The organism is Pseudomonas sp. AO-1 (assembly GCF_019775695.1).
GTDB classification, from domain to species: domain Bacteria; phylum Pseudomonadota; class Gammaproteobacteria; order Pseudomonadales; family Pseudomonadaceae; genus Aquipseudomonas; species Aquipseudomonas parakoreensis.
Genome location: NZ_CP079947.1, coordinates 5413096 through 5432269, shown reverse-complemented (window position 1 = coordinate 5432269; position 19174 = coordinate 5413096). Strand labels below are relative to the sequence as shown.

At 60.4% G+C, this 19174-nt stretch carries 21 protein-coding genes; 14 read left to right on the top strand and 7 right to left on the bottom strand.

Annotated elements, in window-relative coordinates; all coding sequences use genetic code 11:
• Positions 1-30 precede the first annotated feature (30 nt).
• The 3 genes from KVQ82_RS24860 to KVQ82_RS24850 form a co-directional block, all read right to left on the bottom strand.
• A complete protein-coding gene (locus KVQ82_RS24860; RefSeq protein WP_161794889.1) occupies positions 31-771 on the bottom strand; it encodes a GntR family transcriptional regulator in 741 nt (246 codons plus the stop codon).
• A 273-nt stretch (positions 772-1044) separates the two neighbouring features.
• Positions 1045-1560, bottom strand: coding sequence for a murein L,D-transpeptidase family protein (locus KVQ82_RS24855; protein WP_041063109.1), 516 nt, complete (start codon positions 1558-1560; stop codon positions 1045-1047).
• Positions 1561-1652: 92 nt separating this feature from the next.
• Positions 1653-2204 carry an NUDIX hydrolase gene (locus KVQ82_RS24850; RefSeq protein ID WP_041063112.1) on the bottom strand — a complete coding sequence of 184 codons (552 nt, stop codon included), beginning with the start codon at positions 2202-2204 and terminating at the stop codon, positions 1653-1655.
• Positions 2205-2350: 146 nt separating this feature from the next.
• Here KVQ82_RS24850 and KVQ82_RS24845 point away from each other — a divergent pair, with 146 nt between their 5' ends.
• From KVQ82_RS24845 to purT, 5 genes are all read left to right on the top strand, one after another.
• On the top strand, positions 2351-2950 hold the full coding sequence (locus KVQ82_RS24845; protein WP_007967803.1) for a CoA pyrophosphatase: 600 nt from the start codon (positions 2351-2353) through the stop codon (positions 2948-2950).
• A gap of 47 nt (positions 2951-2997) precedes the next feature.
• On the top strand, positions 2998-3522 hold the full coding sequence (locus KVQ82_RS24840; protein ID WP_084321873.1) for a gamma carbonic anhydrase family protein: 525 nt from the start codon (positions 2998-3000) through the stop codon (positions 3520-3522).
• The gene (locus tag KVQ82_RS24835) at positions 3519-3734 is read left to right on the top strand and encodes a DUF1289 domain-containing protein (protein WP_108181779.1); all 216 of its coding nucleotides are present in this window, start codon (positions 3519-3521) and stop codon (positions 3732-3734) included. The genes KVQ82_RS24840 and KVQ82_RS24835 overlap by 4 nt, the downstream gene beginning before the upstream one ends.
• Positions 3735-3870: 136 nt before the next feature.
• Positions 3871-4338 carry a preQ0 transporter gene (locus KVQ82_RS24830; protein ID WP_086792211.1) on the top strand — a complete coding sequence of 156 codons (468 nt, stop codon included), beginning with the start codon at positions 3871-3873 and terminating at the stop codon, positions 4336-4338.
• 99 nt (positions 4339-4437) lie between these two features.
• On the top strand, positions 4438-5619 hold the full coding sequence (gene purT, locus KVQ82_RS24825; RefSeq protein ID WP_041063124.1) for a formate-dependent phosphoribosylglycinamide formyltransferase: 1182 nt from the start codon (positions 4438-4440) through the stop codon (positions 5617-5619).
• A 114-nt stretch (positions 5620-5733) separates the two neighbouring features.
• Here purT and KVQ82_RS24820 read toward each other — a convergent pair whose 3' ends face one another.
• The 3 genes from KVQ82_RS24820 to KVQ82_RS24810 all read right to left on the bottom strand — a co-directional run bounded on the left by KVQ82_RS24820 (position 5734) and on the right by KVQ82_RS24810 (position 9426).
• Positions 5734-7050: an MFS transporter gene (locus KVQ82_RS24820; RefSeq protein WP_222016369.1), complete on the bottom strand. Its 1317-nt coding sequence runs from the start codon at positions 7048-7050 to the stop codon at positions 5734-5736.
• Positions 7051-7359: 309 nt separating this feature from the next.
• Positions 7360-8601 carry an HlyC/CorC family transporter gene (locus KVQ82_RS24815; RefSeq protein WP_222016367.1) on the bottom strand — a complete coding sequence of 414 codons (1242 nt, stop codon included), beginning with the start codon at positions 8599-8601 and terminating at the stop codon, positions 7360-7362.
• A 12-nt stretch (positions 8602-8613) separates the two neighbouring features.
• Positions 8614-9426: an inner membrane protein YpjD gene (locus KVQ82_RS24810; RefSeq protein WP_222016364.1), complete on the bottom strand. Its 813-nt coding sequence runs from the start codon at positions 9424-9426 to the stop codon at positions 8614-8616.
• A gap of 195 nt (positions 9427-9621) precedes the next feature.
• Between KVQ82_RS24810 and ffh the strand changes: the two genes are divergently transcribed.
• From ffh to KVQ82_RS24780, 6 genes are all read left to right on the top strand, one after another.
• Positions 9622-10998, top strand: coding sequence for a signal recognition particle protein (ffh, locus tag KVQ82_RS24805; RefSeq protein ID WP_222016362.1), 1377 nt, complete (start codon positions 9622-9624; stop codon positions 10996-10998).
• Positions 10999-11247: 249 nt separating this feature from the next.
• On the top strand, positions 11248-11499 hold the full coding sequence (gene rpsP / locus KVQ82_RS24800; RefSeq protein WP_003185073.1) for a 30S ribosomal protein S16: 252 nt from the start codon (positions 11248-11250) through the stop codon (positions 11497-11499).
• Between the two features lie 5 nt (positions 11500-11504).
• The gene (gene rimM / locus KVQ82_RS24795) at positions 11505-12041 is read left to right on the top strand and encodes a ribosome maturation factor RimM (RefSeq protein WP_222016360.1); all 537 of its coding nucleotides are present in this window, start codon (positions 11505-11507) and stop codon (positions 12039-12041) included.
• Positions 12042-12044: 3 nt separating this feature from the next.
• Entirely contained in the window at positions 12045-12797 is a 753-nt protein-coding gene (gene trmD / locus KVQ82_RS24790) for a tRNA (guanosine(37)-N1)-methyltransferase TrmD (RefSeq protein WP_222016358.1), read from the top strand.
• 45 nt (positions 12798-12842) lie between these two features.
• Positions 12843-13193: a 50S ribosomal protein L19 gene (rplS, locus tag KVQ82_RS24785; RefSeq protein ID WP_003175895.1), complete on the top strand. Its 351-nt coding sequence runs from the start codon at positions 12843-12845 to the stop codon at positions 13191-13193.
• A 145-nt stretch (positions 13194-13338) separates the two neighbouring features.
• On the top strand, positions 13339-13752 hold the full coding sequence (locus KVQ82_RS24780; RefSeq protein WP_108181783.1) for an acyl-CoA thioesterase: 414 nt from the start codon (positions 13339-13341) through the stop codon (positions 13750-13752).
• Between the two features lie 106 nt (positions 13753-13858).
• On the opposite strand, the gene KVQ82_RS24775 is transcribed toward KVQ82_RS24780, so the two are convergent.
• Positions 13859-15667 carry a sodium:proton antiporter gene (locus KVQ82_RS24775; protein WP_222016357.1) on the bottom strand — a complete coding sequence of 603 codons (1809 nt, stop codon included), beginning with the start codon at positions 15665-15667 and terminating at the stop codon, positions 13859-13861.
• Between the two features lie 108 nt (positions 15668-15775).
• Here KVQ82_RS24775 and xerD point away from each other — a divergent pair, with 108 nt between their 5' ends.
• From xerD to KVQ82_RS24760, 3 genes are all read left to right on the top strand, one after another.
• Positions 15776-16672: a site-specific tyrosine recombinase XerD gene (gene xerD, locus KVQ82_RS24770; protein WP_041063163.1), complete on the top strand. Its 897-nt coding sequence runs from the start codon at positions 15776-15778 to the stop codon at positions 16670-16672.
• 313 nt (positions 16673-16985) lie between these two features.
• Positions 16986-17717, top strand: coding sequence for a bifunctional protein-disulfide isomerase/oxidoreductase DsbC (gene dsbC / locus KVQ82_RS24765; RefSeq protein ID WP_007967782.1), 732 nt, complete (start codon positions 16986-16988; stop codon positions 17715-17717).
• 131 nt (positions 17718-17848) lie between these two features.
• On the top strand, positions 17849-19153 hold the full coding sequence (locus KVQ82_RS24760) for a homoserine dehydrogenase (RefSeq protein ID WP_145597577.1): 1305 nt from the start codon (positions 17849-17851) through the stop codon (positions 19151-19153).
• Positions 19154-19174 lie beyond the last annotated feature (21 nt).

Below are 19174 nucleotides of genomic sequence, written 5' to 3'. Positions count from 1 at the left end.
TTTGCTTCTCTCGTTTGGCCTGGCTGCCGGTCAGCGGCGAAGCTCTGCAACAAAGTCGTAGTAGTCGTTGCGGCAATAGGTGTCGGTGACTTCGATCGGCGTGTTGTCTTCCAGATAGCCGACCCGGGTCATCAGCAGCATGGCGGTGCCGGGGGCGATGCCGACCAGCGCGGCGAACTCGTCCGAGGCGTTGATCGCCTGGATGTGCTGCAGGGCGCGGACGATCGGTTTGCCGATGCCGTCGAGGTATTCGTAGAGCGAATCGCCGACCAGGTGCGGCTTTGGCATGATCGAGGCGGGCAGGGTGCTCATCTCGATGGCCATCACCGTGTCATCGGCCTTGCGCAGGCGTTTCATGCGCGCCACCTTGTCGTTCGGCGACAGGCTCAGGCGGATCAGTTCTTCGTGAGTCGGCAGGGTGATTTCGCGTTCCAGCCACTGCGAGCTGGGGACGAAACCCTTGAGGCGGAGCATTTCGCTGAAGCCCGAGAGGCGTGACAGCGGTTGTTCCAGACGTGGGGTGATGAAGGTGCCGGAACCTTGCAGACGGCGGATCAGACCTTGATCGAGCAGCACTTCCAGCGCCTTGCGCGCGGTGACCCGGGAGATCCCCAGTTGCTCGCTGAGGTTGCGCTCGGAGGGCATGGCCTGCTCGGCCTTCCATTGCCCGGAATGGATCGCCGATTCCAGATTGCGCGCCAGCTGCAGGTACAGCGGCGTCGGCTGGGAGTCATCTGGGCGTAGGGCCTGAAGGTCGTTCATGTAGGTCATTTCCGACGCGAGTATAGGATTGTTGTTCCTCGCTTGTGGGGCGGAAATTAATACCACTTGAATACCATGTCAACGCGGGGAAATGGCGTTTAGCCCAATGAAATGGCGGGTTTCGGGGGTTGTGGTTTGAAGTGGTATTATGGGTGGGCTGTAAAAAACAAAAGATCGCAGCCTGCGGCAGCTCCTACAGTGGGAAGTGGTATCAACCCTGTAGGCGCTGCCGCAGGCTGCGATCTTTTGATTTATTTTTTTCAGGTGACCAGTGGTCAGTCGTTAAGGGCGAATCTCGATCATCGTGCCGTCCGGCACCAGACCCCAGACTTCACGCATGTCCATGTTGCGCATGGCGATGCAGCCGTCGGTCCAGTCCAGGGTGTGGAACAGGTCTTCGGGGGTTTCTTCCGAATCCGGCGTGCCGTGAATCATGATCATCCCGCCAGGCTCGACGCCTTCGCGGCGGGCGCGGGCCGAGTCGCTGATGTTCGGGTAGGAGATGTGCATCGCCAGGTTGAATTTCTCGCTGACCTTGCGCCAGTCGATCCAATAAAAACCTTCCGGCGTGCGTTTGTCGCCTTCAATCAGTTTCGGACCTTTTTTCGCGCCCTTGCCCAGGGAAATCCGATAGGTCTTGATCGGCTTGCCGTCGGCGATCAACTGCAGTTGATGCGCCGATTTGAGCACCAGGATTTTTTCGATCAGCGGGGTGTTCGACGGCGTCACGGTGGTCACGAAGGACGCTTGGGAGACTGAGACGAATGACAGGCAAAACAGAGCAAACAACCAGCGCATTGAAACAATTCCCCAAAGAGTGACGCAACGTTAAGTGTAGGAGCTGCCGAAGGCTGCGATCTTTTGATCTTTTGATCTTTGGATTTTTTGAGTCAGCTAATGGCAGGCTGAGCCAGCGGCGGAATCGATTCGGAGCGAACCGGGTAGTTTTCGGCGCGGCGATCAGCGAAGAAACATTCTAAGGTACGCCCCACGGTGCGGAAAGCCAGCTCGTCCCAGGGAATGTCGGCTTCGTCGAATAGTTGCACTTCGAGGCTTTCGGGGCCGGCCGCGAAGTCCAGGTCGGCCAGTTCGGCGCGAAAGAACACATGCACCTGGCTGATGTGCGGCACATCGATCAGGGTATAGATGCTCAGATTGCGCACTCGGGCGCAGGCTTCCTCGGCGGTTTCGCGGATCGCGGCCTGTTCGATGGTCTCGCCGTTTTCCATGAAGCCGGCGGGCAGCGTCCAGTAACCCAGGCGTGGCTCGATGGCGCGGCGGCAGAGCAGCACCTGGCGACCCCAGGTCGCGACACAACCGGCGACGATATTGGGGTTTTGATAGTGAATGGTCTGACAGCTGTCACAGACAAATCGCAGTCGCGAGTCGCCTTCGGGAATGCGCTGGGTCACCGGGTTGCCGCACTGGCTGCAAAATTTCATGCTGGGGTTCCTGAATGCTGCGCCTATCTTGGCGTGCAGCGGTGTCGGTCGGCAAGTTGTCGTTTCGCGACATGGCCCGGCGAAGGGCTTGGGCGGCTGCAATGATTGGTGCATGATGCAGGGTAAGGCACAGATCGAGAACACTCATGCTGGACGAGCTACTGCATAGGGTAAGCAACCACACACCGCGCACGCTGGAGACCGATAAACGTTTCCCCGAGGCCGCTGTTCTGGTGCCGATCACCCGCAGTGACGAGCCCGAGCTGGTGCTGACCCTGCGGGCCAGCGGCCTCTCGACCCATGGCGGCGAAGTGGCCTTTCCCGGCGGTCGCCGCGACCCCGAAGACCCCGACCTGATTTTCACCGCCTTACGCGAAGCCGAAGAAGAAATCGGCCTGCCACCGGGGCTGGTCGAAGTCATCGGCCCGCTCAGCCCGCTGATCTCCCTGCATGGCATCAAGGTCACGCCGTATGTCGGGGTGATTCCGGACTTTGTCGAATACCAGGCCAACGATGCCGAGATCGCTGCCGTCTTCAACGTGCCGTTGGAGTTCTTCCGCAAAGACCCGCGTGAGCATACGCATCGTATCGATTATCAGGGCCGCAGCTGGTACGTGCCGAGTTATCGTTACGGCGAATTCAAGATCTGGGGATTGACCGCTATCATGATTGTCGAGCTGATCAATCTGCTCTATGACGAACAGATCAGCCTGCATCACCCGCCCAAAAGCTATATCAACACCTGAAGCCATCGCTCGAATGGCCCGTCATCGTGAGCCCTGAGGAAAACAAGATGAAATACCGCCTGGGCGACGCCCGCGTCGAGACCCATCCACAGAGCTGGGTTGCACCCAATGCCGTGCTGGTGGGCAAGGTCAAGCTGGAAGAAGGCGCCAACGTCTGGTTCAACGCCGTGCTGCGCGGCGACAACGAGCTGATCCTGATCGGCAAGAACAGCAACGTCCAGGATGGCACGGTGATGCACACCGACATGGGCTATCCGCTGACCATCGGCACCGGCGTGACCATCGGCCATAACGCCATGCTGCATGGCTGCACCGTTGGCGACTACAGCCTGATTGGCATCAACGCGGTGATCCTCAACGGCGCGAAAATCGGCAAGAACTGCATCATCGGCGCCAATTCGCTGATCGGCGAAGGCAAGGAAATCCCCGATGGCTCGCTGGTGATGGGGTCTCCGGGCAAGGTCGTGCGTGAACTGACCGAGCCACAGAAGAAAATGCTCGAAGCCAGTGCCGCGCACTATGTGCACAATTCCCAGCGCTATGCGCGTGATCTGGTCGAGCAGGAAGCATGAACACGCCCGAAAGACCGGTTGCCTCGCCGTGCGTGAATATCTGTGCGCTGGATGAGGACGATATCTGCACCGGCTGCCAGCGCACGGTCGCGGAGATCACCCGCTGGGGGCGCATGACCAACGACGAGCGGCGGGTGGTGCTCGGCTTGTGTCATGAGCGGGCGAAGGCCAGTGGGTTGGTGTGGATGATCCCGGCGACCCCAAACAAGTAGCGAAGATCAAAAGATCGCAGCCTTCGGCAGCTCCTACAGGAAGATCGCATTCCCATGTAGGAGCTGCCGCAGGCTGCGATCTTTTGCTTCTGCTTTGCCTGAAGTAACCTGTGCGCCAATTTCCCAGGTCGCCAGCATGATTTTCCTCATCGCCTACATCAGCAGCGTCGTGCTGATCAACTTCGCTTTCTCCACCGCACCACACCTGGACATCATCTGGTCGGCCTGGGGCGGATTGGTGTTCGTGTTGCGCGACATGGTGCAAACCCGTTTCGGTCACGGTGCCATCGTGGCGATGCTGGTGGCGCTGGTGTTGTCCTACGTCACCTCGGATCCTTCCATCGCCCTGGCCAGCGCCACGGCGTTCGCGATCTCCGAATGCATCGACTGGCTGGTCTTCAGCATCACCAAACGACCGCTGCGCGACCGCCTGTGGATCAGTTCGGCGCTGAGCATTCCCCTCGATACCTTCATCTTTTTCGGCATGATCGACCTGATGACGCCACCGGTGATCATCACGGCATTGGCCTCGAAGTTCGCAGGTGTTACTGCCGTCTGGCTGATCATGGCCTGGCGCGAGCGCAAACAGGCTGTCGCCAGCTGAGCCAAACCCTGCGGTTCATGTAAAATGCCGCGCTTTCTCCCCATGGAAAGCGCGTCTGGCGTTGCTTTCCTCGATGATCCGCTTCTTTGAGGACCTGAGATGACCCGTATCGGAACTCCATTGTCGCCGACCGCGACCCGCGTATTGCTGTGTGGCTGTGGTGAGTTGGGCAAGGAAGTGGTGATCGAGCTGCAACGCCTGGGCGTTGAAGTGATTGCCGTCGACCGTTACGCCAACGCGCCGGCCATGCAGGTGGCGCACCGCAGCCACGTGATCAACATGCTCGACGGCGCCGCGCTGCGTGCAGTCATCGAAGCCGAGAAGCCGCACTTCATCGTGCCGGAGATCGAAGCCATCGCCACCGCCACGCTGGTCGAGCTGGAAGCCGAAGGCTTCACCGTGATCCCGACCGCCCGCGCCGCGCAATTGACCATGAACCGCGAAGGCATCCGTCGCCTGGCCGCTGAAGAGCTGGACCTGCCGACCTCGCCGTACCACTTTGCCGACACCTTCGAGGACTACAGCAAAGCCGTGCAGGATCTGGGCTTCCCGTGTGTGGTCAAACCGGTCATGAGCTCGTCGGGCAAAGGCCAGAGCCTGCTGCGCAGCGCCGATGACGTGCAGAAAGCCTGGGAGTACGCGCAAGAAGGCGGTCGCGCCGGCAAAGGTCGGGTGATCATCGAAGGCTTCATCGATTTCGACTACGAAATCACCCTGCTGACCGTGCGCCACATCGGCGGCACCACGTTCTGCGCACCGGTCGGTCACCGTCAGGAAAAGGGCGACTATCAGGAGTCCTGGCAGCCGCAGGCCATGAGCCCGATTGCCTTGGCTGAGTCCGAGCGCGTGGCCAAAGCCGTGACCGAGGCCTTGGGTGGTCGCGGGCTGTTCGGCGTCGAGTTGTTCATCAAGGGTGATCAGGTGTGGTTCAGCGAAGTCTCGCCGCGCCCGCACGACACCGGTCTGGTGACCCTGATTTCTCAGGACCTGTCGCAGTTCGCCCTGCACGCGCGCGCCATTCTCGGTCTGCCGGTGCCGCTGATCCGTCAGTTCGGCCCATCCGCTTCGGCGGTGATTCTGGTGGAAGGGCAGTCGACCCAGACCGCGTTCGCCAACCTTGGCGCAGCGCTGAGCGAGCCGGATACCGCACTGCGGCTGTTCGGCAAGCCTGAAGTCAACGGTCAGCGCCGGATGGGCGTGGCGTTGGCGCGGGATGAGTCGATTGAGGCGGCTCGTGCCAAGGCGACCCGTGCGGCTCAGGCTGTTGTTGTAGAGCTGTAAACCGAGGCGCGGCATTCGCGAGCAAGCTCGCTCCCACAGGTTTTTTGGTTGTGCACAAAATTTGTGATCAACCGAAAACCCTGTGGGAGCGGGCTTGCCCGCGATAGCGATCTATCAGGCAACCTGATTCAGATCGTTGCCACGCGTTTCCTTCAGGCACAGCACCGCAATCAGGCTGAGCACCGCTGCCGCCGACACATACCCGCCGACATAACTCAAACCGCCCATCGCCACCAGTTTCTGCGCAAAGAACGGTGCCGCCGAGGCGCCGACGATGCCGCCCAGATTGTAGGCCGCCGATGCGCCGGTATAGCGCACGTGGGTCGGAAACAGTTCCGGCAGCAGCGCGCCCATCGGGGCAAACGTCACGCCCATCAGGAACAGCTCGATGCACAGGAACAGCGCCACGCCCCAGGTCGAGCCCTGCGTCAGCAACGGCTCCATCAGGAATCCGGACAGGATCGCCAGCACACCGCCGACGATCAGCACCGGTTTGCGCCCGTAACGATCGCTGGCCCAGGCGGACAACGGTGTAGCCGCCGCCATGAACAGCACGGCAAAACACAGCAGTCCAAGAAACGTCTCACGGCTGTAGCCGAGGGTGGACACGCCGTAGCTCAGGGAAAACACCGTCGAGATGTAAAACAGCGCATAACACACCACCATCGCCGCCGCGCCGAGCAGGGTTGGCGCCCAGTATTGGCTGAACAGCTCGACCAGCGGCACTTTCACTCGCTCCTGACGGGCAATCGCGTTGGCGAACACCGGCGTTTCGTGAAGCTTGAGGCGTACATACAGACCGACCATCACCAGCACTGCGCTGAGCAGAAACGGAATCCGCCAGCCCCAACTGCGGAACTGCTCGTCATTGAGGGTCATGGCCAGGGTCAGGAACAACCCATTGGCCGCGAGAAAACCGATCGAAGGCCCCAGTTGCGGGAACATGCCGAACCACGCCCGCTTACCCTTCGGCGCATTCTCGGTGGCCAGCAACGCCGCGCCACCCCATTCGCCGCCCAGGCCCAACCCCTGACCGAAACGCAGCACGCACAACAGAATCGGTGCCCAGGCGCCAATGCTGTCGTAACCCGGCAGCACGCCGATCAGCGTGGTGCACACGCCCATCAGCAACAGCGAGGCGACCAGCGTCGATTTGCGCCCGATGCGGTCACCGAAGTGGCCGAACAGCGCCGAACCCAGCGGTCGGGCGAGGAAGGCGATACCGAAAGTGAGAAACGCCGAGAGCATTTGCGCGGTGCCGGACGTCTGTGGAAAGAACACCGGTCCGATCACCAGTGCAGCGGCGGTGGCGTAGACATAGAAGTCGTAAAACTCGATGGCGGTGCCGATGAAGCTCGCCGTTGCCACGCGGGTGGCGGAGTTGGTCGGCTGGGCAGGCGCGGTGGCGCTGTAAGCGATACTGGTCGTCATGCGGTGATCCCTGACAGTCATGGCTCCGTTGGAGCGAATTATTATGGTTGAACACCCAGGGATGTGGGATGAGACGCGAGCGCTGTTTCGAGTAGGAACAGTCGTCGGGGTAGTGCGGAAAATGGCCAAAACCGCTTTAGTGCGGGGTAAGCACAGGGCTCGGCAGCGCTTGGGTAAGCGGCTCGATTATAGGAAGGGGGCTAACGAATGAACAAGAGCAAAGATCGCAGCCTTCGGCAGCTCCTACAGAGTACAGAGGAACGCATTCCCAAATGTAGGAGCTGCCGAAGGCTGCGATCTTTTGATCTTTTATCTGGCCGGCACCAAAGCAGGCACCGCGCTCGTATGCCAGATCAACACCTTGCTCACCCGGTTGTCCTCGGTCTCGAGAATCTCCAGCCGATAACGCCCGATCTTCAGACACACCGCGCTGTCCGGAATGGTTTCCAGCGCCTCGGTCACCAGGCCGTTGAGGGTTTTCGGCCCGTCGCTCGGCAAATGCCAGCCCAGGCATTTGTTCAACTCGCGGATCGACGCGGTGCCGTCGATCACCATGCGCCCGTCGGGCTGCGGATGGATGTGCGGGTTGTCGAGGCTGTGCTCGCTTTCGAATTCGCCGACGATTTCTTCGAGAATGTCTTCCAGGGTAACGATGCCCAGCACTTCGCCGTATTCGTCCACCACCATGCCCAGCCGGCGCTGCTGTTTGTGGAAATTGAGCAGTTGCAGTTGCAGCGGCGTGCTTTCCGGAACGAAGTACGGTTCGTAGCTGGCGGCCAGCAGTGCTTCGCGGGTCAGCTCGCCATCGTTGAGCAGATGGCGGATTTGCCGGGTGTTGAGCACCGCTTCGACCTGGTTGATGTCGCTATGGAACACCGGCAGGCGCGTGCGTTTGTTGTGGCGCAGTTGTTCGATGATCTCCTCGATCGAGTCGTCGAGGTTGATGCCGTCGACATCGCTGCGCGGCACCAGAATGTCGTTGACCGTGATGTTGTCCAGCGCGTGGATCCCGGAAACCGGGTGGGCGCGAGACGGGTGTTCCGGGTCGTCGTTCGGGTCGGCAGGTTCTTCGTCTTCGCTTTGCTGCACCACTTGGGTTTTGCGCGCGAAGGGACGCAGCAGCAAACCGCTGATGCGGCTCAGCAGCCAGGCCAGCGGGTAAAGGATTTTCAGCGGAACGGCCAGCAGGGTATTGCCGAAGGACAGCACGGCCTCCGGATAGCGCTGGGCCACGGTGCGTGGGAAGTAATCGGCAAACACCAGCAACACGGCAGCGGCACCGAGGCAGGCTGCCCACGGGCCGTTTTCTTCGCAAAGGAAGATTGCCAGCAGCGTGGCAATGACCACCGCAAGGGCGCGGCATAGGGTGTTGCACAGGATCAGACTGTCGAGCGGGAAGCTCAGCTTCGCCAGCGGTTTATCGCTGGCGCGCGAGGCGGTGCGTTGCGCGAGCAAGTGCTGCTGCGCGATTTCGACGGCGGTAAAGAGTCCCGACCATAAAATCAGCAGGACAAATACCGCGAGCATCGGCCCTATGGGCAAACCGTCCATTTATGCCGCCCGTCAGATGTGCAGGATGTATTCACGAACCAGTTTGCTGCCGAAATACGCCAACATCAGCAGGCAGAAACCGGCGAGGGTCCAGCGAATCGCCTTGTGGCCGCGCCAGCCGAGGCGATTACGGCCCCACAGCAGCACGCTGAACACCACCCACGCCAGGCACGCCAGCAAGGTCTTGTGCACCAGATGCTGGGCGAACAGGTTCTCGACGAACAGCCAGCCGGAGATCAGCGACAGCGACAGCAGCGTCCAGCCGGCCCAGAGGAAGCCGAACAACAGGCTTTCCATGGTTTGCAGCGGCGGGAAGTTCTTGATCAGGCCCGACGGGTGCTTGTGCTTGAGCTGGTGATCCTGCACCAGCAGCAACAAGGCCTGGAACACCGCGATGGTGAACATGCCGTAGGCGAGGATCGACAGCAGGATGTGGGCGAGGATGCCCGGCTCTTCGTCGATGATCTGCACCGTGCCGGCCGGCGCGAACTGCGCCAGCAACACCGTGGCCGCGCCGAGTGGGAACAGCAGCGCCAGCAGGTTTTCAACCGGGATCCGCGAGCAGGCCAGTAGCGTCAGGGCGATGACAGCCGCGGCGATCAGGCTGGCGGCGCTGAAGAAGTCCAGGCCCAGGCCGATCGGCGTCAGCAGGTGAGTGAGCAGGCTGGCGCTGTGGGCGAGCACGGCGAGGATGCCGAGCGTAACCAGCAGGCGCTTGTTCGCCTTGGCGCCGGAGGCCAGGCGGGTGCCCTGATAAAGGGTCGCAGCGGCATAAAGAAGCGCGGCGGCGATGGTAGTCAGCAAACTGGGTGACAAGGGGAGCATAAATCCTGTTAGGCAGGCCCGAAAGGCGCTGAGTTTGGCATAGAACCGCCACACCACGAAAGTGCGAGGTGTCCGCCCGACGCAGTCTTCGCTATAATCCGCGACCTGCCCACGCCGCAGGCTCGCCGAGCACATGTTGAATCCGGTCTGGGCCGCCATTATCCCGGTCTACACAGGGCCTGAAAGGATCGCGCAATGTTTGAAAACTTAACCGACCGTCTCTCGCAGACGCTGCGCCATGTCACCGGCAAGGCGAAGCTGACTGAAGACAATATCAAAGACACCCTGCGCGAAGTGCGCATGGCGTTGCTCGAAGCCGACGTCGCCCTGCCGGTGGTCAAGGACTTCGTCAATTCGGTCAAGGAGCGCGCTGTCGGCACCGAGGTGTCGCGCAGCCTGACGCCGGGCCAGGCCTTCGTGAAGATCGTCCAGGCCGAACTCGAAAGCCTGATGGGCGCGGCCAACGAAGACTTGAACCTGAGCGCCGTGCCGCCCGCCGTCATTCTGATGGCCGGTCTGCAGGGTGCCGGTAAAACCACCACCGCCGGCAAACTCGCGCGCTTCCTTAAAGAGCGCAAGAAGAAGTCGGTGATGCTCGTGTCGGCGGACATCTACCGCCCGGCGGCTATCAAGCAGCTGGAAACCCTGGCCAACGACATCGGCGTGACGTTCTTCCCGTCCGATCTGAGCCAGAAGCCGGTCGACATCGCCAACGCGGCTATTAAAGAAGCAAAACTCAAATTCATCGACGTGGTCATTGTCGACACCGCCGGTCGTCTGCACATCGACGAAGAGATGATGGGCGAGATCAAGGCGCTGCATGCCGCGATCAAGCCGGTCGAAACCCTGTTCGTGGTCGACGCCATGACCGGTCAGGACGCCGCCAACACGGCCAAGGCCTTCGGTGATGCGCTGCCACTGACCGGTGTGATCCTGACCAAGGTCGACGGCGATGCCCGAGGCGGTGCGGCGCTGTCGGTACGCGCGATCACCGGCAAGCCGATCAAGTTCATTGGTATGGGCGAGAAGAGCGAAGCACTCGATCCGTTCCACCCTGAGCGTATCGCTTCGCGGATCCTCGGCATGGGTGACGTGCTCAGCCTGATCGAACAGGCTGAAGCGACCCTCGACAAGGACAAGGCCGACAAGCTGGCCAAGAAGCTGAAGAAGGGCAAGGGCTTCGACCTCGAAGACTTCCGCGATCAGCTGCAACAGATGAAGAACATGGGCGGCCTCGGCGGACTGATGGACAAACTGCCGAGCATCGGCGGCGTCAACCTGTCGCAAATGGGCAATGCCCAGAACGCGGCAGAGAAGCAGTTCAAACAGATGGAAGCCATCATCAACTCCATGACCCCGGCCGAGCGTCGCGACCCTGAGCTGATCAGCGGTTCGCGCAAGCGCCGGATCGCCATGGGTTCCGGCACCCAGGTGCAGGACATCGGTCGCTTGATCAAGCAGCACAAGCAGATGCAGAAGATGATGAAGAAATTCACCGCCAAGGGCGGTATGGCGAAAATGATGCGCGGCATGGGCGGTATGTTGCCCGGCGGCGGCATGCCAAAAATGTAAAGATCTCGCCGGTCGTCGCACCGGCGCAGACCCTGCAAGGACGCAGGATCAACAGCAAACCCGCACTCGGCGGGAGCTGACCGGCCGTTTTCATCGACGGCTCTATATGCAAATCCGCACGGCATGCCATAGGCGCCGGAAAAAGTCATTTGCAAAAGTCCGGATATTCCTTAGAATATGCGGCCTTTCGGGCACCCATGCCCGCTGTGCATTTAGATTTGCAGCACCGACTACAGGAACGATGTTCACATGCTAACAATCCGTCTTGCCCTTGGCGGCTCCAAAAAGCGCCCGTTTTACCACCTGACCGTAACCGACTCGCGTAACCCGCGTGACGGCTCCCACAAAGAACAGGTTGGCTTCTTCAACCCTGTTGCCCGTGGTCAGGAAATCCGTCTGTCCGTGAACCAAGAGCGCGTAGCCTACTGGCTGAGCGTTGGTGCACAGCCTTCTGAGCGTGTTGCTCAGTTGCTGAAGGAATCTGCCAAGGCTGCAGCCTGAGCAGTATGAGCGCGACGCCAGAAAAAGCTGATGACCTGATCGTTGTCGGCAAGATTTTTTCGGTTCACGGCGTTCGCGGCGAGGTGAAGGTCTTTTCCTTTACCGATCCGATTGAAAACCTGTTGGACTACCGCCACTGGACGCTTCGGCGCGAAGGCGTGGTGAAACAGGTCGAGCTGGTCAGCGGCCGGTCCACTCAAAAGGATCTGGTTGCCAAGCTCAAAGGCCTCGACGATCGCGATGAAGCCCGTCTTCTGAGCGGTTATGAGATTTGCATCTCGCGAAGCCTTTTGCCCAACCTGACAGGCGACGAGTACTACTGGTACCAGTTGCAGGGTCTGAGCGTCATCAACCAGGACGAGCAATTGTTCGGCAAGGTTGATCACCTGTTGGAGACCGGCGCGAACGATGTATTGGTGGTCAAGCCCTGCGCGGGCAGCCTGGATGATCGCGAGCGGTTGTTGCCCTACACAGAGCAATGCGTGCTGGCAATCGACCTGGATGCAGGCGTGATGCGGGTGGAATGGGACGCGGACTTCTAAGCAATGGCCAGCCTGCGCGTAGACGTCATTACGCTGTTCCCCGAGATGTTCTCGGCCATCAGTGAGTACGGCATTACCAGTCGTGCGGTCAAACAGGGGCTCTTGCAGCTGACCTGTTGGAATCCGCGGAACTACACGACGGATCGGCATCACACTGTGGACGATCGCCCGTTTGGCGGTGGTCCGGGCATGGTGATGAAGATCAAGCCCCTGGAAGATGCTCTGGTTCAGGCCAAGGCAGCAGCCGGGGAGGCGGCGAAGGTGATTTACCTGTCCCCCCAAGGCCGTCAACTGACTCAGTCGGCGGTACGCGAGTTGGCAAAATCGGATGCATTGATCCTGATTGCCGGCCGCTATGAAGGCATTGACGAGCGCTTTATTGAGGCTCATGTCGATGAAGAGTGGTCGATTGGTGACTATGTACTGTCTGGCGGCGAGCTGCCGGCCATGGTCATGATCGATGCGGTTACACGACTGCTGCCCGGAGCTTTAGGGCATGCGGATTCCGCTGAGGAAGATTCCTTTACGGATGGTCTGCTGGATTGCCCGCACTACACCCGACCTGAGGTGTATGCGGATCAGCGTGTTCCCGACGTGTTGCTAAGTGGCAATCACGCGCATATCCGGCGTTGGCGTTTACAGCAGTCCCTTGGTCGGACCTATGAACGACGCGCCGATCTTCTGGAAAGCCGCTCGCTTTCTGGAGAAGAGAAGAAGCTGCTCGAGGAATACATCCGCGAGCGGGACGATAGTTAACAACGTATCGATGGTAGATCAGTTGATTTACCTTAGGAGCACAGCATGACCAACAAAATCATCCTTGCACTCGAAGCAGAGCAGATGACCAAAGAAATCCCTACCTTTGCCCCAGGCGACACCATTGTCGTTCAGGTGAAAGTGAAGGAAGGCGATCGTTCCCGTCTGCAAGCGTTCGAAGGCGTTGTCATCGCCAAGCGTAACCGCGGCGTGAACAGTGCGTTCACCGTTCGTAAAATCTCCAACGGTGTTGGCGTAGAACGTACTTTCCAGACCTACTCCCCGCAGATCGACAGCATGGCTGTCAAACGTCGCGGTGACGTACGTAAAGCCAAGCTGTACTACCTGCGCGACCTGTCGGGTAAAGCAGCTCGCATCAAGGAAAAACTGGCTTAAGTCCAGCTTCCGATGCAGAAAAAAGCAGCCTACGGGCTGCTTTTTTGTTGCCCGCAATAAACTGCCCCCACTGTAGGAGCTGCCGAAGGCTGCGATCTTTTGATCTTGCTTGTGTTTCGGGAGCCAGAAATCAGAGCCATTCTTTATGACCACCCGCGACCAGGAAATCCAGCGCCGCACCGAACTCTCGGTAACGCGCGTGACCAAAGCCGTCTTCCCGCCGACCACCAACCATCACAACACCCTGTTCGGCGGCACCGCGCTGGCGTGGATGGACGAAGTGTCGTTCATCACCGCCACGCGCTTCTGTCGTCTGCCATTGGTGACTGTTTCAACCGACCGCATCGACTTCAACCACGCGATCCCGGCCGGCTCCATCGTCGAACTGGTGGGACGGGTGATCAAAGTCGGCAACACCAGCCTCAAGGTCGAGGTGGAAGTGTTTGTCGAGAGCATGAGCTGCGATGGTCGCGAGAAGGCGATCCACGGGCAGTTCAGCTTTGTGGCGATTGATGATGACAAGCGGCCGGTGCCGGTGCTGCCCGGATTTCCTGCCTGATCCGGAACCGAGTCGCGCCATTCGCGAGCAGGCTCGCTCCCACAGGTTCTGTGTTGGACACAATTTCCGATCACAGTGGGAGCGAGCCTGCTCGCGAAGCGTCAGATCAGACGCCGCTGGCCTCCGGCTGAATCAGCGCCAACAAGGTCCACCCGGATCCCGGTTTCACAGCAGTCTCCGGCGTCACCACATGCACCCAGCCGCTGTCATCACGCATGAACAGCAGCGTCGCCCGATTGCCATGCAATGTCTGGTAATCCTCCCAACCGAACCCGTCCGTCAGCGTCGTGCTGTACAGTTCGGCGCCGTTGCTGATCAGGCTGGCCAGCTTGGCATAGGTCAGCGCCTCGCTCCCCAGCTGATTGCCGCGATGCTCCAGACTCGCGCGATGCTTGTCAGTGCGACGAGTTTCCTGACCGCTGGCCAGACCGAACAAACGCTGGTGACCAAAGTCGTGGCGAAAGCGCATTGCCGCCAAAGTATTCAGTTCGCCCGAGGGCGATAACGCCAATAGATGTCCCAGCCCCACCAGATCCAGATGCGCATCGGCATGTTGCGACGCCGGGTTACCGAAGTACGTCGGCAAACCCTCCATGCGTGCCGCACGAATATTTTCCCAACTCGAATCGGTCAACAGCACGCGGCTGCCCAGTTGCTGCAACGATTTGCCCAGCAGGCGCGCCGGGCCGTTGGCGCCGACGATCAGGAAGCCGCTCGGTGCCGGTTCAGCGACGTTCAGCAAGCGTGCCAGTGGCCGAGCGGTTGCACTTTGCAGCACCACGGTGCCGATGATCACCGCGAAAGTCAGCGGCACCAGCAGCAGCGCACCTTCGTGTCCGGCTTGATCCAGGCGAATCGCGAAAATCGCCGACACCGCTGCCGCCACGATCCCGCGCGGGGCGATCCAGCATAGCAAGGCGCGTTCACGCCAGCTCAGGCTGGAGCCAGCAGTGCTCAACAGCACGTTCAGCGGACGCGCGATCAGTTGAATCACCAGCAGCAGAATCAGCACCAACGGCCCGAGGCTGATCAGTGCATGCAGATCCAGCCGCGCCGCGAGCAGAATGAACAGTCCGGAAATCAGCAAAACGCTCAGGTTTTCCTTGAAGTGCAGGATATGCCGCACATCCACGCCCTTCATGTTCGCCAGCCACATGCCCATCAGCGTCACCGCCAACAGACCGGACTCGTGCATCACCTGATTCGACGCGATGAAAATCCCCAACACCGCCGCCAGCGAGGCGAGGTTGTGCAGGTATTCCGGCAGCCATTGGCGACGGATGATGGTGCCGAGCACCCAGCCGCCGACCACCCCGAATACGCTGCCGCAGACAATCACGCCGCCGAAGGTCAACAGGCTCTGTTCGAGGCCGTTACCCTCGGAGCGGGCGATGATGAAGCTGTAGACCACCACCGCAAGCAGGGCGCCGATCGGGTCGATGACGATGCCTTCCCAGCGCAGGATGTTGGCGATCGAGGCTTTCGGCCGCACCACCCGCAGCATCGGCACGATCACCGTCGGCCCGGTCACCAGCGTCAGGCTGCCGAACAGAATTGCCAGCAACCAGTCGAAGCCGAGCAAGAAGTGGGTCGCGACGGCAATCACCACCCAGGTCGTGAGCGCGCCGATTGTCACCAGGCGATGCACGACGCTGCCGATCTCGCGCCATTCCGACAGATGCAGGGTCAGACTGCCCTCAAACAGGATCAACGCGACCGCCAGCGACACCAGCGGCATCAGCAGCGGGCCGAACATTTCCTGCGGGTCGAGCCAGCCGAGCACCGGGCCCGCGAGAATCCCGGTCAGCAACAAAAACAGAATGGCCGGCAGCTTCAGGCGCCACGCCAGCCACTGGCAACCCAGCGCAGCGGCGCCGATCCCGCCAAATGCCAAGAGAATTTGTTGTTCGTTCATTGAAGCTCCTTGTTCCTTGAAATGGCGGGCTATGAAAGACTAGCGGCCATTCCTACAGTTCACTCGACATTTGCGCGCAGCCCCGGAGGTTGTGTGTCTTGAGCGCCCATGCCTGCCATCGACCACCCGCTGATTGACCAATTCCTCGACGCCCTGTGGCTGGAAAAGGGCCTGTCCGACAATACCCGCGGCGCCTACCGCAGCGATCTGGCGCTGTTCAACGGCTGGCTGCAGGAGAAAAACCTCGAGCTGATCAATGCTGGTCGCGAGTTGATCCTTGATCACCTGTCCTGGCGTCTGGAGCAGAACTACAAACCACGCTCCACCGCCCGATTTCTCTCCGGTGTGCGTGGCTTTTATCGCTATCTGCTGCGGGAAAAACTGATTACGGTCGATCCGACCTTGCGCGTCGACATGCCGCAACTGGGCAGGCCACTGCCCAAATCGTTGTCGGAAGCGGACGTCGAAGCGCTGCTCAAGGCGCCGGACCTGAGCGAAGCCATCGGTCAGCGTGATCGCGCGATGCTTGAAGTGCTGTACGCCTGCGGGCTGCGCGTGACCGAACTGGTGAGCCTGACGCTGGAGCAGGTCAACTTGCGTCAGGGCGTGCTGCGGGTGATGGGCAAGGGCAGCAAGGAGCGCCTGGTGCCGATGGGCGAGGAGGCGATTGTCTGGGTCGAACGCTACCTGCGTGATGGCCGTAGCGAGCTGCTGGGCGGGCGCCCCAGCGATGTGCTGTTCCCCAGCCAGCGCGGCGAACAGATGACGCGCCAGACCTTCTGGCACCGGATCAAGCATTGGGCCAAGGTCGCCGGGATCGGCAAATCGCTGTCGCCGCACACTTTGCGTCACGCGTTTGCCACGCACCTGCTCAACCACGGCGCCGACCTGCGGGTGGTGCAGATGCTGCTGGGGCACAGCGACCTTTCCACTACTCAAATCTACACCCACGTCGCCCGCGCGCGGTTGCAGGATCTGCACGCCAAACATCACCCAAGAGGCTGATGCCCACCTCAATGGTGGATTAATTACCTGTGGCGAGGGGATTCATCCCCGATGGGCTGCGCAGCAGCCCCAAAAACTTTGGGTTTATTAAAAATACCAAAGTATCCATTTACGACCGCAGCGCCTGCATCGGGGATAAATCCCCTCACCACAATAATGTGTGCCAGTCAGCCTTGAGTGTCTTGTGTCAGGCGCATTCGGCCACCGTGGCCTTATGTGTTAGGCTTTGCCGGTTTGCACGATGGACGGTTATGACCCGGTGTTCCGGCACGGGCGTTCTGACCGTTTCATTTGTCCGCCTTCAGGAGTTCTCATGCGTCTGACCCAGATTTTCGCCGCCGCAGCCATTGCGTTGGTCAGCACCTTTGCCGTCGCCGATGACGCGGCCGACAAAGCCATTCGTCAAAGCCTGGAAAAACTCGAACTCGAGGTTCCGGTAGAAAGCATCAGCGCCAGCCCGTTGCCGGGCATGTATGAAGTCAAGCTCAAGGGCAGCCGCGTGCTGTACGCGAGCGCCGACGGCCAGTACATCGTTCAGGGCTACCTGTTCCAGCTCAAGGACGGCAAACCGGTCAACCTGACCGAGAAGACCGAACGCCTGGGCATCTCCAAACTGATCAATGCCATTCCAGTGGCCGAAACCGTGGTGTATCCGGCGGTGGGCGAAACCAAATCGCACATCACCGTGTTCACCGACACCACCTGCCCGTACTGCCACAAGCTGCACGCCGAAGTGCCTGAGCTGAACAAGCGCGGCATCGAAGTGCGTTACGTGGCGTTCCCGCGTCAGGGCCTCGGCTCGCCGGGTGACGAGCAGTTGCAAGCCGTGTGGTGCTCGACCGACAAGAAAGCCGCCATGGACAAAATGGTCGATGGCAAGGAAATCAAGGCCGCCAAGTGCGCGAACCCGGTTTCCAAACAGTTCGCTTTGGGTCAGTCGATTGGCGTGAACGGCACACCGGCTATCGTTTTGGCCGACGGACAAGTCATTCCGGGCTACCAGCCGGCGCCACAAGTCGCCAAACTGGCGCTGGGCGCCAAGTAATTCGCATCGTCACGGTCCGCCGTTGACGATCATGGTCCGGCGGTAACTTCGCCGGGCCATTAATAGAGAGCCGCGAACACGCGGTTGTTTTCCGGCCGACCTTGCGTCGGCCGTTTCATGGGGAGTTCACAGTGAATCCGGTCAAAGTAGGCATCTGTGGGTTAGGGACCGTCGGTGGCGGTACCTTCAACGTACTTCAGCGCAACGCCGAGGAAATTGCTCGTCGTGCCGGGCGTGGGATCGAAGTGGCACAAATTGCCATGCGCACGCCAAAGCCTCAGTTCCAGACGACCGGTATTGCGATTACCAACGATGTCTTCGAAGTGGCCACGAACCCTGAGATCGACATCGTCATAGAGCTGATGGGCGGCTACACCGTTGCCCGCGAGCTGGTACTCAAGGCCATCGAGAATGGCAAGCATGTGGTCACCGCGAACAAGGCACTGATTGCCGTTCACGGTAATGAGATTTTCGCCAAGGCACGCGAGAAAGGCGTGATCGTGGCGTTCGAAGCGGCCGTGGCCGGTGGCATTCCGGTAATCAAGGCGATCCGTGAAGGCCTGTCCGCCAACCGCATCAATTGGGTGGCCGGGATCATCAACGGTACCGGTAACTTCATCCTCACCGAAATGCGCGAGAAGGGTCGCACCTTCGAAGACGTGCTGGCCGAAGCGCAAGCGCTGGGCTACGCCGAAGCCGATCCGACCTTCGACGTTGAAGGCATCGACGCCGCGCACAAACTGACGATTCTGGCGTCGATCGCGTTCGGCATTCCGCTGCAATTCGACAAGGCTTACACCGAAGGCATCACCCAGCTGACCACCGCCGACGTGAATTACGCCGAAGCGTTGGGCTACCGCATCAAGCACCTCGGTGTAGCGCGCAGCACCGCTGCCGGTATCGAGCTGCGCGTACACCCGACGCTGATCCCGGCCGATCGTCTGATCGCCAACGTCAACGGCGTGATGAACGCCGTGATGGTCAACGGTGACGCTGCCGGCTCGACCCTGTTCTACGGCGCTGGCGCCGGCATGGAGCCGACCGCTTCGTCGGTGATCGCCGACCTGGTGGACGTGGTTCGCGCGATGACCTCCGATCCGGAAAACCGCGTGCCGCACCTGGCCTTCCAGCCGGACTCGCTGTCGGCGCATCCGATCCTGCCGATCGAAGCCTGCGAAAGCGCCTACTACCTGCGCATCCAGGCCAAGGACCATCCGGGCGTTCTGGCTCAGGTGGCAAGCATCCTTTCGGAGCGCGGTATCAACATCGAGTCGATCATGCAGAAGGAAGTCGAAGAGCATGACGGTCTGGTGCCGATGATCCTGCTGACCCACCGCGTGGTCGAGCAGCGCATCAACGATGCGATCGCTGCCCTCGAAGCGCTGGCGGGCGTCAACGGTCCGGTTGTGCGGATCCGCGTCGAGCACCTGAACTAAGTCGCCATCATTGACCGGGCC

Bases quoted from the DNA above. Each gene is read 5' to 3' on its own strand.
- KVQ82_RS24860 (WP_161794889.1), bottom strand. From the start codon at position 771: ATGACCTACATGAACGACCTTCAGGCCCTACGCCCAGATGACTCCCAG.
- KVQ82_RS24855 (WP_041063109.1), bottom strand. From the start codon at position 1,560: ATGCGCTGGTTGTTTGCTCTGTTTTGCCTGTCATTCGTCTCAGTCTCC.
- KVQ82_RS24850 (WP_041063112.1), bottom strand. From the start codon at position 2,204: ATGAAATTTTGCAGCCAGTGCGGCAACCCGGTGACCCAGCGCATTCCC.
- KVQ82_RS24845 (WP_007967803.1), top strand. From the start codon at position 2,351: ATGCTGGACGAGCTACTGCATAGGGTAAGCAACCACACACCGCGCACG.
- KVQ82_RS24840 (WP_084321873.1), top strand. From the start codon at position 2,998: ATGAAATACCGCCTGGGCGACGCCCGCGTCGAGACCCATCCACAGAGC.
- KVQ82_RS24835 (WP_108181779.1), top strand. From the start codon at position 3,519: ATGAACACGCCCGAAAGACCGGTTGCCTCGCCGTGCGTGAATATCTGT.
- KVQ82_RS24830 (WP_086792211.1), top strand. From the start codon at position 3,871: ATGATTTTCCTCATCGCCTACATCAGCAGCGTCGTGCTGATCAACTTC.
- purT (WP_041063124.1), top strand. From the start codon at position 4,438: ATGACCCGTATCGGAACTCCATTGTCGCCGACCGCGACCCGCGTATTG.
- KVQ82_RS24820 (WP_222016369.1), bottom strand. From the start codon at position 7,050: ATGACGACCAGTATCGCTTACAGCGCCACCGCGCCTGCCCAGCCGACC.
- KVQ82_RS24815 (WP_222016367.1), bottom strand. From the start codon at position 8,601: ATGGACGGTTTGCCCATAGGGCCGATGCTCGCGGTATTTGTCCTGCTG.
- KVQ82_RS24810 (WP_222016364.1), bottom strand. From the start codon at position 9,426: ATGCTCCCCTTGTCACCCAGTTTGCTGACTACCATCGCCGCCGCGCTT.
- ffh (WP_222016362.1), top strand. From the start codon at position 9,622: ATGTTTGAAAACTTAACCGACCGTCTCTCGCAGACGCTGCGCCATGTC.
- rpsP (WP_003185073.1), top strand. From the start codon at position 11,248: ATGCTAACAATCCGTCTTGCCCTTGGCGGCTCCAAAAAGCGCCCGTTT.
- rimM (WP_222016360.1), top strand. From the start codon at position 11,505: ATGAGCGCGACGCCAGAAAAAGCTGATGACCTGATCGTTGTCGGCAAG.
- trmD (WP_222016358.1), top strand. From the start codon at position 12,045: ATGGCCAGCCTGCGCGTAGACGTCATTACGCTGTTCCCCGAGATGTTC.
- rplS (WP_003175895.1), top strand. From the start codon at position 12,843: ATGACCAACAAAATCATCCTTGCACTCGAAGCAGAGCAGATGACCAAA.
- KVQ82_RS24780 (WP_108181783.1), top strand. From the start codon at position 13,339: ATGACCACCCGCGACCAGGAAATCCAGCGCCGCACCGAACTCTCGGTA.
- KVQ82_RS24775 (WP_222016357.1), bottom strand. From the start codon at position 15,667: ATGAACGAACAACAAATTCTCTTGGCATTTGGCGGGATCGGCGCCGCT.
- xerD (WP_041063163.1), top strand. From the start codon at position 15,776: ATGCCTGCCATCGACCACCCGCTGATTGACCAATTCCTCGACGCCCTG.
- dsbC (WP_007967782.1), top strand. From the start codon at position 16,986: ATGCGTCTGACCCAGATTTTCGCCGCCGCAGCCATTGCGTTGGTCAGC.